This is a genomic window from Leucobacter ruminantium (assembly GCF_017565705.1).
GTDB lineage: Bacteria > Actinomycetota > Actinomycetes > Actinomycetales > Microbacteriaceae > Leucobacter > Leucobacter ruminantium.
Genome location: NZ_JAGDYL010000022.1, coordinates 17,843 through 30,832 on the forward strand (window position 1 = coordinate 17,843; position 12,990 = coordinate 30,832).

Here is a 12,990-nt window from a genome sequence, read left to right on the forward strand (position 1 = left end):
GCTCCCGGGCAGGGATCCCTCGCTCCCGGGTAGGGATCCCTCGCTCCCGGGCAGGGATCCCTCTCCCGCGTCGCGGGATGCTCCGCACGGAGTATCGACGACCGCACCGCTGCCCCTACACTCGATCTCGTGACAGCACGCGTTCCCTCTTCTCCCCGGGCGATCGTGAGGTGGGTGCGGGCGATGCCGGCGCTGTTCTTCGTGATCGGGCTCGGCTTCGGCTCGTGGCTGAGCCGCCTGCCCGCCGTGCGCGATCAGCTCGGCGCGAGCGCCGTCGAGATGAGCGTCTACGGTCTCTGCCTCGCGGCGGGCAGTCTGCTGGGGCTCGTCTTCTCAGGGCAGATCGTGCACCGCTTCGGGCCGAGGCGCGTGCTCTGCGTCGCGGGCTTCACCACCTTCGTCGCCCTGCCGGGGGCCGCCGCCATCGTGCTGAGCGGGGCGATCCCTCTCGGGCTCGCGGTGCTGTTCGTCTACGGCATCGCCTTCAGCATCGCCGACGTCGCCATGAACGTGAGCGGCGCGAACGCCGAGGCCGCGCTCGGCAGGCCGCGGATGCCGCTCATGCACGCAGGCTACAGCCTGGGGGCGGTGGCCGCGACCGGAGTCGGCGCCCTCGCCGAGGCGCTGAGCGTGCCCGTGCCGCTGCACTTCGCGATCGTCATGCTCGCGAGCGCCGCGGTGCTCGTCGCACTGCTGCCCGTGCTGCCCCGCGACGAGCGCACCGCTCGGCACGGGACCGACCCCTCGCCGAACACTGGCGCGATCCCCGTCATCGACTCGGCGGCGGGACAGCAGCCGGCGTTCTCGCCCGTGACGGGCTCGATCCCCGTGATCGAGCAGGGGAGCACCGCACCGCCCGCGTCTGCGGCGCATGACGCCGACGCACCCGCGCGCGGCGCTGGCACGGGTTCCGGCACCGGCACCGCAGGCCGGTACAGCCCCTGGCGCGACCCGCGCATCCTGCTGATCGGCCTCATCGCGCTCACCTTCGGCCTGTTCGAGGGCACCGCGTCGGATTGGCTGCCGCTCGCCCTCGTCGACGGGCGCGGGCTCAGCAATCAACTCGGCACCGTGATGCTCAGCGTGTTCTTCGCAGCGGTCGTCGCGGTGCGCATCATCGGCTCCTGGTTGCTCGAGCGCTTCGGGCGGGTTGCCGTGCTCCGCTGCTCGGCGGTCGTCGCCGCAGCGGGTGTCGCGATGACGATCCTCCTGCCCGGCACGGCCGGGGCCGTGTGCGGCGTCGTCGCCTGGGGCATCGGCATGAGCCTCGGCTGGCCCATCGCGATCTCTGCCGCCGCCGATCGTGCGGAGACCGCGGCCCGCTCGGTCGCAGCCGTGTCGGCCGTCGGCTACGGCGCCATGCTCATCGGGCCGCTCGCGTTCGGATTCCTCGGCGAGCACATCGGCCTGCTGAACTCGTTCTGGGCGCTGATGCCGTTCACGGTGTACACTGCGGTGGCCGCGACCATCGCGCGGACGAGGCGGTAGACTACCGCGGGTGCGAATCGTTGTTGCAGACTGCTCGGTCGACTATGCGGGCCGCCTCTCGGCGCACCTGCCGCGCGCCAAGCGCGTGCTGATGCTCAAGAACGACGGCTCGATCCTCGTGCACTCCGACGGCGGCTCGTACAAGCCCCTGAACTGGATGAGCCCGCCCTGCGCCCTGGCACCGGTCGAGCTCTCGGAGGAGCAGGCCGAGGCGGGCATCGTCGAGGCGTGGGAGGTCACCCACAAGAAGACCGCCGACAAGCTCGTGGTGTCGCTCTTCGAGATCATCCACGATTCATCGCACGACCTGGGCGTCGACCCCGGCCTCATCAAGGACGGCGTCGAGGCGCATCTCCAGGAGCTGCTGGCCGAGCAGATCGAGCTCGTCGGCGAGGGCCACACCCTCGTGCGCCGCGAGTACATGACCGCGATCGGCCCCGTCGACATCCTCGCCCGCGACGCGTCGGGCGCCTCCGTCGCCATCGAGATCAAACGCAGGGGAGGGATCGACGGCGTCGAGCAGCTGACCCGCTACCTGGAGCTCATGAATCGCGACCCGAAGCTCGCCCCCGTGCGGGGTGTCTTCGCCGCGCAGGAGATCAAGCCGCAGGCGCGCACGCTCGCCGAGGATCGCGGGATCCGCTGCCTCGTGCTCGACTACGACGCGATGCGCGGCATGGAGGATCAGAACACGCTGTTCTGATGGCTCACCGCGCCGCGGACCGCTCGCCGTGCCCGACGCCTCAGTCGTCTCAGGGCAGGACCCCGGCGATGGCTGGTCGCGGGTCGCTCCCGGCCTTGGCGCAGCAACCGGGTCGGCAAACGTCGAACCAGGGCCCGATCGGCGTGACGTTCGCGCGACGCCCCACCGGTCTGCCGACCGCGCGCTCGCGCACGAGGTCCACGAGGGCTTCGACGAAGGCGAGGTGCACGCCGGGGGTCGCCGCACGGGCGAACCACAGGCCCGCCCCCTCAGCCGTCTCGCGAGCTTCGCGGTCGAGATCCCACAGCACCTCCAGGTGATCGCTCACGAACCCGATCGGCACGACCAGCACCGCGGTCCGCGAGCGGAGGGACTCGATGGCGTCGTTGATGTCGGGTTCGAGCCACGGTGTGGACGGCGCTCCCGAGCGGGACTGGTAGACCAGCTGCCAGGAGACGCCCGGCGCGGCTTCCTCCATCACGTGCTCGGCGACCGCGCGGTGCTGCGCGGCGTATCCGCCGCCCGCTGCGCCGTCGAACATTCCCGCGCCCGACAGATCGGCGTCGGCGGAGGGGATGCTGTGCGTGGAGAACAGCACCTCGATCTCGGCGCGTGCGTGGCCGGCACGCTCGGCATCGGCGATCCCCTCCTGCACCCCCTCGATGAATGGCCGGATGAAACCGGGGTGCGAGAAGAACTGCCGCACCTTGTCGATCTGAACGGTCTGCTGCAGATCCGCCGATTCGAGTGCGTCGGCCCAGTCCTCGCGGTATTGGCGGCAGGAGGAGTACGACGAGTATGCGCTCGTCGGGATCGCGATCATCCGTCGCACCCCGTCGCGCGCCGCCTCGGCGAGCACATCGTCGAGATAGGGCGCCCAGTTGCGGTTGCCCCAGTACACGGGCAGATCGATGCCCGCCGCGGCGAGGGCCGCGGCGAGCGCGGCGCGGAGGTCGCGGTTCTGCTGGTTGATGGGGCTGACCCCGCCGAACGCTCGGTAGTGGTGGGCCACCTCTTCGAGCCGCTCGTCGGGGACCCCGCGCCCGCGGGTCACGTTCCGCAGGAAGGGCATGACGTCCTCCTGACCTTCCGGGCCGCCGAAGCCCGAGAGCAGCACTGCGTCGTAGGCGGTGGGCGCCGTGACGTGCGGAGCACCCGCCTGCGCTGCCGGCGTGGCCGACGCGACCGCGGCTCCGGCCTCCAGGTGCAGACTCGTGGCTCGGGGCGGCTTCGACTCCCGTCGAGTGGGGGGCTCGACGAGCCCGGACGCACCCGGTGTGAACGGTGCTGCCGGTGCTACGGGTTCGGCCGAACCAGCCGAGGACGGACTCGATGCGGTCATTCGCGATTCCTCATTTCTTTAGCTTGGCGAGAGTTCAACCTAGCATAAGAATGATAGAATTGCGGGGTGACGGAGAACGCATCGAGGTCGGGAAGCTCACGGCGCGCGGCCGTCGACCCCGACCTCGTCGACGTGGACGACCTGCCGGCCGCCGAGGCGGCGCAGGTCTTCGCGGTGATGGACGCCCTGGGCGAGTGGCAGAACGCAGCGCGCGCACTCGCGGCTGATTCAGCGCGCTTCATGCACCTCAACGAGACCGATATGAGCGCCATACGCATGGTCATGCGCGCACAGCGACGCGGCGAGATCGTCACCCCCCGCGACATCTCGCACGAGATCGGCATCTCGAGCGCATCCACCACCAAACTCGTCGACCGTCTCGTGGCGGGCGGCCACCTGACCCGTTCCGCACACCCGAGCGACCGACGCACGAGTTGCATCAGGGTCACGGAGTCGACGCGCCGCGTCGCGCACGACACGATCGGACGACAGCACGCGCGGCGACTCGCCGTCGCCAGGGCGCTCGCACCCGCCGAACGGGAGGCGGTTATCAGGTTCTTCGCGCAGCTGACCGAGGCCGACCGGCTGAGGGATCACCTGCGCGTCGACGGCTAGGCCCGCGGAGCGCGGAAGGCACGCAGAGCGACGCACCGCAGCCGCCCGAACCGCCGTCGGGACCGCTGGCAGACGATGAGGGCGCCCCGTAGAGGAGCGCCCTCGATGCGGCGAGATCCCGCGATGCGGTCGTCGGCCAGGGTGTCGCGGTCGATCAGCGGTTGCGGCCGCTGAGGCTGCGCAGCAGCCAGCCGATGAGAGCGAGGATCGCGAGGATGATACCGACCCACAGCAGGAAGTTGACGGCCTTGACGAGACCGCCGACGATGGCGAGCACGATCGCGACGATGATGATGAAGATGAAGATGCCGTTCATGATTCGATCATAGGAACGGGTGCCGATGGGCGGCTCCCCCTTGTGCTGCATCAGCCGGAGTGCTAGTGGTGCTCAAGGAACGAAGAGGCCGAAGCTGCGCAAGGGTCGTCAGGAACTGTGTGAAACAACTTTCCACATCTCGCAAACGTAGAAAAATTTGCGGGATTTTTTTCAACGTTTTATCGACGTGGGAATAAGCTTGCCATATGTGGCAACCCGATCGACCCTTCAACGAGTTACCCGACCCACCGATCGATCAACTCGAGACCAAGGCCGTTCTCAAAGCCACGATTGAGGCTCGCACGGCCCTCGCGTCGCTCGATCAGGCGATACGGCGGATCCCGAATCCCGCCGTGCTCGTGAGCGCGTTACCACTGCTGGAAGCGAAGGCAAGCTCCGAGATCGAGAACATCGTCACGACGACCGATGAACTGTTCAGACTCGCTTCCGACACCGAAGAGCAAGCGTCGCCAGAGACCAAAGAGACACTGCGCTATCGCTTCGCACTGTTCGCAGGGTTGCGCAGCCTTCAGAACCGCCCGCTCACATCCTCGACAGCCATGGAGGTCTGTAGCCGGATCAAGGCCCGCGAGATGCGTGTGCGCGACCTATCGGGCACCTACATCGGTAATCCGGCGACGAAAATCGCCCGCTACACTCCGCCGGAGGGCCGGTCGATCATTGAGCAAAAGCTCTCCTCATGGGAGAAATTCATCCATGGAAACCCGGACCTAGACCCGCTCGTCATCATGGCGGCGGCTCACTATCAATTCGAGGCAATCCACCCTTTCGCCGACGGCAACGGGCGCACCGGGCGCATTCTCAACATACTTCTCCTCACGGAAAGGGGCCTGCTCCGAGAACCGGTACTCTATCTCTCCCGCCACATCATCCGGAACAAGGACGAGTACTACGAACGCCTCCTGTCCGTGACCCGCGACGACGACTGGGAGGGATGGCTGCTCTTCATGCTCGAGGGAGTACGTTCCACCTCGTTCGAAACACTGCGGATCATCGATGAAATTCAGAGTCTGCAACTCACCATGCGCGAGGAGCTCCGGGACACCACAAGCGCCGGAGCGAACGCCGATCTACTCGATCTGCTATTCGAACAGCCTTACTGCCGCATCTCTATCGTGATGGAAAGGTGTGGAGTCTCTCGGCCGACCGCGTCGAAGTGGCTTCGCGAACTCGGAGATGCGGGCAAGCTACGCGACCTTCGTGTAGGCAGAGAGCGCCTGTTCATCAACCACCGCTTCCTCGAAGTGCTTTCGGCCTGAATTCCAAACCACAGCGCGTTCAGCTGGTGAGACCCCCGAGGATGATGTCGAGGCCCCGGACAAACGAGGAGTCGAGATCCGCGACCGAGCCGGCGGTGGCGGTCGCCGGGCGACCGGGTGCGGCGCCGCCGCGCGCGAGGGATCCCTCGCCCCGATCGCTCGGACCGGCCGCGTCAGAGCCGGCGATCGGGCCCAGCAGCGCCCCGAACGCCGCGGCCTGGCGGTGCGTCTGCGTCGACTGCGCGTGGCCGAAGGTGTAGAGCAAGAGGGTGCGCGCCCCGTCGGGTCCGACGAGCGCGGTGAGGCGCTGCTCGACCTCGGAGGCGCCGAGGCGGAAGGCCGCGGCGGTCGCGACGACGTCGGCCCCGTCGCGCACTGCGAGCATGGCCTCGCGCAGGGCGATGCAGAGGGATCGCGCCGCGGTCGCACCGCCGGCCGCATCCCCCGCCACCGTAGCGCCGCCCGGCCCGCCGAGGCCGCGCACGATCTCATCGGCCATGAGCGCGAGCAGGGTCTGCTTGTTGGGTACGTGGTGGTACAGCGCGCTCGGCTGCACGTCGAGCGCGGCCGCGACCCTGCGCATGGAGCAGCCCTCGAGCCCCTGCTCGTCGAGCACGCGGAGCGCGGCCGCGACGACGTCGGAGAGGCTGTTGCGCATCCCCTCACCCTAGCGCTAACCTGAACACCATTCACCAGAACACCGTTCAGGTTGAGCCTCTGCGAGGCCCACGAACTCCCCGGAGCGCGCTCCGTCCACAAGTACCAACACCAACACCAACACCAACACCAGGAGCATCGATGACCGCGCCCGCATCGCCGCACGGCCCTCGCGCCGCACGCATCGCGAAGCTCCCGCGCGTGCTCGGAGCCGCAGTCGACGATCAGACCCGCTGCGCGCACTACCGGGGCGAGACCGACATCGTGGCCATGCGGTTCAAGTGCTGCGGCCACTACTACCCGTGCTTCGCCTGCCACGAAGAGGCGGCGGGCCACGCCGCCGAGCGGTGGGACGCCTCCGACATCGACCGGCCCGCCGTGCTCTGCGGCGCGTGCCGCACCGAGCTGCGCATCGCCGACTACCTCGGAACGTCGGAGTGCCCTGCCTGCGCCGCGCGCTTCAACCCGGGATGCCGGCTGCACCATCACCTCTACTTCGCCTTCGATCCCGCATATGACGACGGGCACACCCCCACGGAGAAACGATGACCACGAACGTCCAGAAACCGCGCCGCAACCCGGCCACCGACCTCGCGCTCGTCGCGACCTTCGCCGCGTTCATCGCGGTGTGCGCGATCCTCCCCGCCATCACGATCGCGGGGCCCGTGCCGTTCACCCTGCAGACCTTCGCGATCCTGCTCACGGGCGCCGTGCTCGGCGCCCGCCGCGGTTTCCTCGCCGCCCTGCTCTACCTCGCCGTCGGCGCGATCGGCCTGCCCGTGTTCGCGGGCGGCGGGGCCGGCCTCGCACCCTTCGCGGGGCCCACCGTCGGCTACCTCGTGTCGTTCCCCTTCGCCGCCGCGGCGACCGGCTTCATCGTGGGGCGGATCCCTCGCCGCGGCATCGCCGCGACCACCGCGCTCGTGTTCCTCGCAGCACTCGGCGGCGTCGTGGTGAATCACGGACTCGGCATCCTCGGGCTCGCCTGGCGCGGCGAGATGTCGCTCGGGCAGGCGGCGCTCGTGGACATCGTCTTCGTGCCGGGCGACGTCGTGAAGGCGCTGCTCGCTGCCGTCGTCGCGACGGCGGTGCATCGGGCCTTCCCCGCGCTGCTGCCCCGGCGGGCCGGACGGGCCGGACAGACCGGACAGGCCGGGCGCACGGGGCGGGACGAGTCGAGCGCCGCTCCCGTCGCGGCCGACCGCACGTAGGATCATCCGCATGATCGAACTGCACGAGGCCGGCGTCGTCGTGTCCGCCCCCGAGGGCGACACGACGATCCTGCACCCGACCTCGCTCGCGCTCGCCGAATGCCGCATCTCGGTGATCGGCGGCAACGGTTCGGGCAAATCCACGCTCGCCCGGCTGTTCAACGGACTCATCGAACCCAGCACCGGGCGGGTGCTCGTGTCTCCGGGAGGCCGCGTCGCGGGCGGGCGCGGGTCGCGCACAGGTGCTGCGGCAGCTGCTGAGCGAGCCGGCGGCGAGGGATCGGCGGAGCGCGAGGGATCCCTCGCCCCTCCCCTCGACACCGCGCGCGACGGGGCGGCCGTGCGCCGCGCGGTCGGCTTCGTCTTCACCGACGCGAGCGCGCAGCTCATCATGCCGACCGTCGAGGAGGACGTCGCGCTCTCCCTGCGCCGCGCGCACCCGCGGAAAGCCGAACGCCTCGCCGCCGCGCGCGCGGTGCTCGAGCGCTTCGGGCTCGAGGGCCTCGCCGAGCGCAGCGTGCACACCCTGTCGGGCGGGCAGAAGCAGCTGCTCGCCATCGCGACCGTGCTCGCGACCGACCCCGCGATCCTCGTCGCCGACGAGCCGACGACCCTGCTCGACCTGCGCAACGCGCGCATGATCGGCGAACTGCTCATGTCGCTGCCGCAGCAGGTGATCGTCGTGACGCACGATCTCGAACTCGCGGCGCGCGCCGACCGCACGCTCGTGGTCGAGTCGGGCCGCGTGGTCTTCGACGGCCCCCCGGTCGAGGCGATCGCGCACTACCGCGACCGGGTGGCGCAGCCGTGAGCGCACCGAGCCCGCTCGGCGCCTACCGCCCCGGCCGCGGGCCGCTGCACCGGCTCAGGCCCGGCGCGAAGCTGCTCGGGCTCTTCGCATTCTCGACGATCGTGGTCGTCGCGCACGGCCCGCTCTCGACGGCGATCGCCCTCGCCGTCGCACTCGCGCTGACGGTGATCGCGGGGCTGCGCGGTCGAGACCTGTGGCGGGTGGCGCGCGGCTTCGCGTTCATCGCGGTGCCGCTGTTCGCATTCCAGTGGTGGCAGCGCGGCTGGGAGCGCGGCTTCGAGGTGGTCGGCGACCTGCTCGCGCTGATCCTCGCGGCGAGCGCAGTGACCGCGAGCACCGCGGCCTCCGACATGCTCGACACCGTCTCATGGGCGCTGCGGCCGCTGCGACCCCTGCGCGTCGACCCCGACCGCGTCGCGCTCGCGTTCTCGCTCGTCATCCGGTCGATCCCCAGCATCCTCGGCATCGCGCGCGAGACACGGGCCGCGGCGAAGGCGCGCGGTCTCGAAAGGGATCCCCGCGCGCTCGTCGTGCCGCTCGTGCTGCGCACCGTCGCACACGCCCAGCTGACGGGCGAGGCACTCGCGGCTCGCGGCATCGGTGAGGACTGAGGCGGAGCTCCAAGTAGGCTGGGACGCATGGCCGAGACCCCCAGCATTCCCGAGGAGATCCACGCCGACTACGCCAACGAGGGGGTGCGGACCGCGCTGCGCGCGTTCCAGGAGACGCCCGACTACGAACGCCTCGCGGCGTTCCTGAACTCGCTGCGCGAGGGCTACCTCGTGGTCGACGTGTCTGGCGCCCCCTCGAAGAAGAAGGGCACGCGCATCCGCACGATCCGCTCGACCAAGGGCCAACTCGTGCTGCCCCTCTTCACCTCGATGGACGAGCTGCGCGCCATCGTCCCAGCCGATCGGCGCGACCAGCTGCGCGGCGCCGTGATGCCCGCGCTCGAGGCGCTGGCCCTGATCGGCACCGACCGCTTCGTGGCGGCCGAGTTCGACAAGGCCTCGGCGTCGCTCGTGGTGCTGCGCAAGTACATCTCGCTCGCGGCCGGCGACGAGCCGATCACGGCCGGATCGCTCGAGGCGATGCGCTGATCCCTCGCGGCGGCGATGCGGTGGGCGCGGTGGGCCCGGGCACGCGAACGGGCCGGATCCCTCGCGGAACCCGGCCCGAAAAGCGGCAGAAGCCCTAGTCGGCGCGCTTCATCGTGAAGGCCCTGATCGCCTGAGTCGCGCCGAGCACAACCATCGAGACGCCCAGCATCAGCCACAGCACGAGCGTGCCCATCAGCGGGGAGAACATGAGCGTCAGGCCGGCGATCACGCTGATGACGCCGGCGATGATGGTCCAGGTCTTGTTCTCGCTTCGGCCGGCCAGCGAGAACGCCATGATGCCCTCGAACAACCACAGCACGCCGATCGTGATCGTGATGAACATGAGCAGCAGCGCGCCCGAGGCGAGCAGATTCGTCATCATGATCACGCCACCGGCGATGTAGAGCAGGCCGAGCAGGATGTGCCCCGTGCGCGCCCAGCCGCCCTGCGCGCTCGAGAAGATCGCAGAGCCGAGGTAGACGACGCCCGTGATGATCGCGTAGACCGACACGAGCGCGGCGGTCACTCCGGCGGCGCCCTTGAGCGACGGAGCCGGGGCGAACAGCACGAGCAGACCCAGCACGACGGCGATCAGGCCGCCGACTCCGAGCGCCACGCGCAGGCCGTCGCCGCCCTGACGCGAGGTTCCGGTTGCAGACATCGATATTCCTCCTTCGAAGGATCACTGCCGCATCGCGCGGCACCCGTCTTCATCATGCACCATCGGAGGGGTGCGGCGAGGGATCCCGCCGCATTCGTCTCCGCAACGTGATGCGCCGGCGCGGCGCGGGGTTCTAGGCTGAGGGTGGAGCGCCGCGGGGGCGCCCGACGACCGAGGAGCAGCATGGGAACGGAATCGCGACCGCCGCAGGAATCGCACGGCTCGCACGGGGAGGTGCAGCTCGAGAACGAGCACTTCCGCGTCACGAGGTGGACGATCGAGCCGGGCGGAGCGATCCCCCTGCACCGTCACGATCACGAGTACGTCGTCGTGCCGCTCGTCACCGGCACCATGCACGTCGTCGCAGCCGACGGCGGGCTCGTCGTCTCCGACCTCGTCGAGGGCGCGAGCTACACGCGGCCCGCGGGGTCCGAGCACCGGGTCGAGAACCGCGCCTCCGACTCCCCCATCGTCTTCGTGGAAGTGGAGCGGCTCTCGTGAGCGGCGTCGACGGCCGACCGGGCGAGGGATCGGCGGCGGGTCAGGCATCGGTCGCGACCGGCGAGGGATCGGCCGCAGTCGCGGTGCGCCCCATCGCAGCAGGAGACCGCGAGGCATGGGGTCGGCTCTACCGCGGCTACCGCGACTTCTACGGCAAGCCCCACGATCCCGCGATCTACGACACCGTGTGGGCCTGGCTCATGGATCCCGCGCACGAGACCCGTTGCCTCATCGCGGAGGTCGACGGCCGGGCAGTGGGGATCGGCCACTACCGCCGCTTCGCCCGGCCCATCGACGGAGGCTGCGGGCTCTACCTCGACGACCTGTTCACGGCGCCCGAGGCACGGGGCACGGGAGCCGCATCCGCGATTCTGCAGCGCCTTGAGGAGATCGGGCGGGAGGAAGGCGCGGCGCTCGTGCGCTGGATCACCGCGGAGAGCAACACGACCGCCCGCAGCCTCTACGACCGCCTCGCGACGCAGACGCCCTGGGTGACCTACGACATCCCGCTGTAGGCGCGTTGCGCCGACGGCCCCTGGGGGCCTCCGCTCGGCTGAGCTCCCCGGGCCCGTCACGGCGCGGCGTGCGCCTCGGTACACTCGGGATATGGCCATCTTCGCGGGAATCGTGCTGCTGCTGAACGCCCTCTACAACGTGATCGTCTGGCCGCGGTTCTGGAAGCGCGTCGCCTCCGACCCTCGCGCCCGCGACGAGGCGGGCAGGCCGACCCGGTTCTTCACGGTGCACGCCGTGCTGATCGGCGCGGCGCTCGTCATCGCCGCGGTGTCGGCCGTCGCCGGCATCGGCCTGCTCTTCTTCTGACTCTGGCGGCTCAGGCCAGGCGGGCCCCGCCCCGGCACCGTGGCACCGCAGCGTCCGTCCGGCGTCTTAGCACCGCCTCAGCGCCCTGATGCCGCGTCGCCCGCCCAGCGGTCGAAGCACCGCCCCAGCACCCTGAGCACCGCAGCGTCATCAGCGGCACCGCGGTGCACTCCCCGGCGTCGTGGCGCCACGGCATCAGGCTCAGACCGGCTCCTCCGCCCCCGATTCGCCTCCCTCCACGAGTACGCCCTCGGCCGCGGTCTCGTGCGGCGCGTGCCCGGACTCGATATGCGTGGCCGGGCCGAGGTGCGAGGCACCGCCCTCCTCTGCCCAGCCGTCGCCAGGCGTGTGCGCGGGGTCGGACTCGTGATCCCGCGGTCGCTGCTGCTCGTTCGTCATCGTCGACCTCCTCGCTCGGCGGCTCCGCAGCTGCGAGCCTCCATATCACCAGGGTAGTCCGCACCACCGACAGCGGGAAGGCGGCCGGACGCGGCTGCGGCACCGATCGTCGGCAGGATCCCTCACCTCATCGCCCGGGCCTATCGCACCGCGCCCGCCCGCTTCACGGCCTTTCCCCATACGATGGAGGAATGAAGCGGATCCTGACCTACGGCACCTTCGACCTTCTGCACTGGGGGCACATCCGCCTGCTCAAGCGGGCGAGGGATCTCGGCGACTACCTCGTGGTCGCCGCCTCGACCGAGGAGTTCAACGCCGGCAAGGGCAAGAAGACCTACCACGACTTCGAGACGCGCAAGAACATGCTCGAGGCCGTGCGCTACGTCGACCTCGTGATCCCCGAGGAGGCCTGGGATCAGAAGATCCGCGACGTGCAGAAGTACGAGATCGACGCCGTGGTCATGGGCGGCGACTGGGAGGGCGACGAGCGCTTCGAGATCCTGCGCCCCTACTGCGAGGTGATATACCTCGACCGCACCGAGGGCGTCTCGACCACCAAGATCAAGAGGGATCTCGGCGTCAACGCCTGAGCCGCACGGGTTCCTGCGCCGCCCGCGTCGAACACGACGCTCTCAGCGAGACCGACGCTTCCAGGGGCTCTGAAACAGTCGTTCTCGCCGAAACAGTCGGGCTCGGCGGAAAAGCAGTGAGACGACGCGCATCGAGGCGGAGCGCGCGAAACCGCTCTCAGAACCCGGGGATGTGCAGCCCGAAAGCGCTCAGCCGCGCCCCGAGTCTGCGCGCGCTGCCGATGCTGCTCCACCCCCACCGCACGACGGATTTGCGGTGGATGCCCCGCACCTCGTCTTCGCGCTCCTTCTCGTCGAGCAGCACCTGTTCGAGCGTGCGTCCGTTACGGTAGACGGGATCAGCGTACTTGATCCGGCCGTCCATCTCGGTCAAGTCCCGGGTGGTGGTGTAACGGTTGGTCCTTCGTGGTGATGGGGTCAGGCGCTGAGCTCGAGAACGGTATCGATCACCCCCTCGGCGTCGTTGTCTGTGACGAGGGTGAGGCGGCTCTTCG

Annotated in this window: 19 protein-coding genes; 13 read left to right on the top strand and 6 right to left on the bottom strand. The window is 69.7% G+C overall.

From position 1 onward, the window contains the following. The first annotated feature begins 129 nt into the window (after nt 1-129). The gene (locus J4H91_RS11890) at nt 130-1,488 is read left to right on the top strand and encodes an MFS transporter (protein ID WP_341783528.1); all 1,359 of its coding nucleotides are present in this window, start codon (nt 130-132) and stop codon (nt 1,486-1,488) included. Nucleotides 1,489-1,498: 10 nt separating this feature from the next. Continuing rightward, nucleotides 1,499-2,191 (top strand): endonuclease NucS, encoded by a 693-nt coding sequence (nucS, locus tag J4H91_RS11895; protein ID WP_208046479.1) that lies wholly within the window; start codon nt 1,499-1,501, stop codon nt 2,189-2,191. Nucleotides 2,192-2,240: 49 nt separating this feature from the next. On the opposite strand, the gene J4H91_RS11900 is transcribed toward nucS, so the two are convergent. Continuing rightward, entirely contained in the window at nt 2,241-3,533 is a 1,293-nt protein-coding gene (locus J4H91_RS11900) for a ferrochelatase (protein WP_208046480.1), read from the bottom strand. A 66-nt stretch (nt 3,534-3,599) separates the two neighbouring features. Between J4H91_RS11900 and J4H91_RS15925 the strand changes: the two genes are divergently transcribed. Continuing rightward, on the top strand, nt 3,600-4,148 hold the full coding sequence (locus J4H91_RS15925; protein ID WP_208046481.1) for a MarR family transcriptional regulator: 549 nt from the start codon (nt 3,600-3,602) through the stop codon (nt 4,146-4,148). 154 nt (nt 4,149-4,302) lie between these two features. Here J4H91_RS15925 and J4H91_RS11910 read toward each other — a convergent pair whose 3' ends face one another. Further along, nucleotides 4,303-4,464, bottom strand: coding sequence for a hypothetical protein (locus tag J4H91_RS11910; protein ID WP_208046482.1), 162 nt, complete (start codon nt 4,462-4,464; stop codon nt 4,303-4,305). Nucleotides 4,465-4,670: 206 nt separating this feature from the next. Between J4H91_RS11910 and J4H91_RS11915 the strand changes: the two genes are divergently transcribed. Continuing rightward, nucleotides 4,671-5,744 (top strand): Fic family protein, encoded by a 1,074-nt coding sequence (locus J4H91_RS11915; RefSeq protein WP_208046483.1) that lies wholly within the window; start codon nt 4,671-4,673, stop codon nt 5,742-5,744. 19 nt (nt 5,745-5,763) lie between these two features. On the opposite strand, the gene J4H91_RS11920 is transcribed toward J4H91_RS11915, so the two are convergent. After that, nucleotides 5,764-6,402, bottom strand: a complete 639-nt coding sequence (locus tag J4H91_RS11920) for a TetR family transcriptional regulator (protein WP_208046484.1) — start codon at nt 6,400-6,402, stop codon at nt 5,764-5,766. A 140-nt stretch (nt 6,403-6,542) separates the two neighbouring features. Here J4H91_RS11920 and J4H91_RS11925 point away from each other — a divergent pair, with 140 nt between their 5' ends. From J4H91_RS11925 to J4H91_RS11945, 5 genes are read left to right on the top strand one after another with little or no spacing between them, the layout of a single operon-like run. Continuing rightward, on the top strand, nt 6,543-6,950 hold the full coding sequence (locus J4H91_RS11925) for a CHY zinc finger protein (RefSeq protein ID WP_208046485.1): 408 nt from the start codon (nt 6,543-6,545) through the stop codon (nt 6,948-6,950). Then, nucleotides 6,947-7,612 carry a biotin transporter BioY gene (locus J4H91_RS11930; RefSeq protein ID WP_208046486.1) on the top strand — a complete coding sequence of 222 codons (666 nt, stop codon included), beginning with the start codon at nt 6,947-6,949 and terminating at the stop codon, nt 7,610-7,612. The genes J4H91_RS11925 and J4H91_RS11930 overlap by 4 nt, the downstream gene beginning before the upstream one ends. A 10-nt stretch (nt 7,613-7,622) precedes the next feature. Beyond that, nucleotides 7,623-8,423 carry an energy-coupling factor ABC transporter ATP-binding protein gene (locus J4H91_RS11935; RefSeq protein WP_208046487.1) on the top strand — a complete coding sequence of 267 codons (801 nt, stop codon included), beginning with the start codon at nt 7,623-7,625 and terminating at the stop codon, nt 8,421-8,423. Continuing rightward, complete coding sequence (locus J4H91_RS11940) at nt 8,420-9,034, top strand: CbiQ family ECF transporter T component (protein ID WP_208046488.1); 615 nt, start codon at nt 8,420-8,422, stop codon at nt 9,032-9,034. Before J4H91_RS11935 ends, J4H91_RS11940 begins: the two co-directional genes overlap by 4 nt. Before the next feature lie 27 nt (nt 9,035-9,061). Beyond that, nucleotides 9,062-9,523 (top strand): SseB family protein, encoded by a 462-nt coding sequence (locus J4H91_RS11945; protein WP_208046489.1) that lies wholly within the window; start codon nt 9,062-9,064, stop codon nt 9,521-9,523. A 94-nt stretch (nt 9,524-9,617) separates the two neighbouring features. Here J4H91_RS11945 and J4H91_RS11950 read toward each other — a convergent pair whose 3' ends face one another. Further along, nucleotides 9,618-10,184, bottom strand: coding sequence for an HdeD family acid-resistance protein (locus J4H91_RS11950; protein ID WP_208046490.1), 567 nt, complete (start codon nt 10,182-10,184; stop codon nt 9,618-9,620). Between the two features lie 183 nt (nt 10,185-10,367). Between J4H91_RS11950 and J4H91_RS11955 the strand changes: the two genes are divergently transcribed. From J4H91_RS11955 to J4H91_RS11965, 3 genes are all read left to right on the top strand, one after another. After that, the gene (locus J4H91_RS11955) at nt 10,368-10,685 is read left to right on the top strand and encodes a cupin domain-containing protein (RefSeq protein ID WP_208046491.1); all 318 of its coding nucleotides are present in this window, start codon (nt 10,368-10,370) and stop codon (nt 10,683-10,685) included. Further along, complete coding sequence (locus J4H91_RS11960; protein WP_208046492.1) at nt 10,682-11,200, top strand: GNAT family N-acetyltransferase; 519 nt, start codon at nt 10,682-10,684, stop codon at nt 11,198-11,200. Before J4H91_RS11955 ends, J4H91_RS11960 begins: the two co-directional genes overlap by 4 nt. 91 nt (nt 11,201-11,291) lie before the next feature. Beyond that, nucleotides 11,292-11,507, top strand: a complete 216-nt coding sequence (locus J4H91_RS11965) for an SCO4848 family membrane protein (protein ID WP_208046493.1) — start codon at nt 11,292-11,294, stop codon at nt 11,505-11,507. Between the two features lie 201 nt (nt 11,508-11,708). On the opposite strand, the gene J4H91_RS11970 is transcribed toward J4H91_RS11965, so the two are convergent. Then, a complete protein-coding gene (locus J4H91_RS11970; protein WP_208046494.1) occupies nt 11,709-11,906 on the bottom strand; it encodes a hypothetical protein in 198 nt (65 codons plus the stop codon). A gap of 191 nt (nt 11,907-12,097) precedes the next feature. Between J4H91_RS11970 and tagD the strand changes: the two genes are divergently transcribed. Continuing rightward, a complete protein-coding gene (gene tagD / locus J4H91_RS11975; RefSeq protein WP_208046495.1) occupies nt 12,098-12,496 on the top strand; it encodes a glycerol-3-phosphate cytidylyltransferase in 399 nt (132 codons plus the stop codon). 157 nt (nt 12,497-12,653) lie between these two features. Here tagD and J4H91_RS11980 read toward each other — a convergent pair whose 3' ends face one another. Then, nucleotides 12,654-12,869 carry a hypothetical protein gene (locus tag J4H91_RS11980; protein ID WP_208046496.1) on the bottom strand — a complete coding sequence of 72 codons (216 nt, stop codon included), beginning with the start codon at nt 12,867-12,869 and terminating at the stop codon, nt 12,654-12,656. Nucleotides 12,870-12,990: the final 121 nt, after the last annotated feature.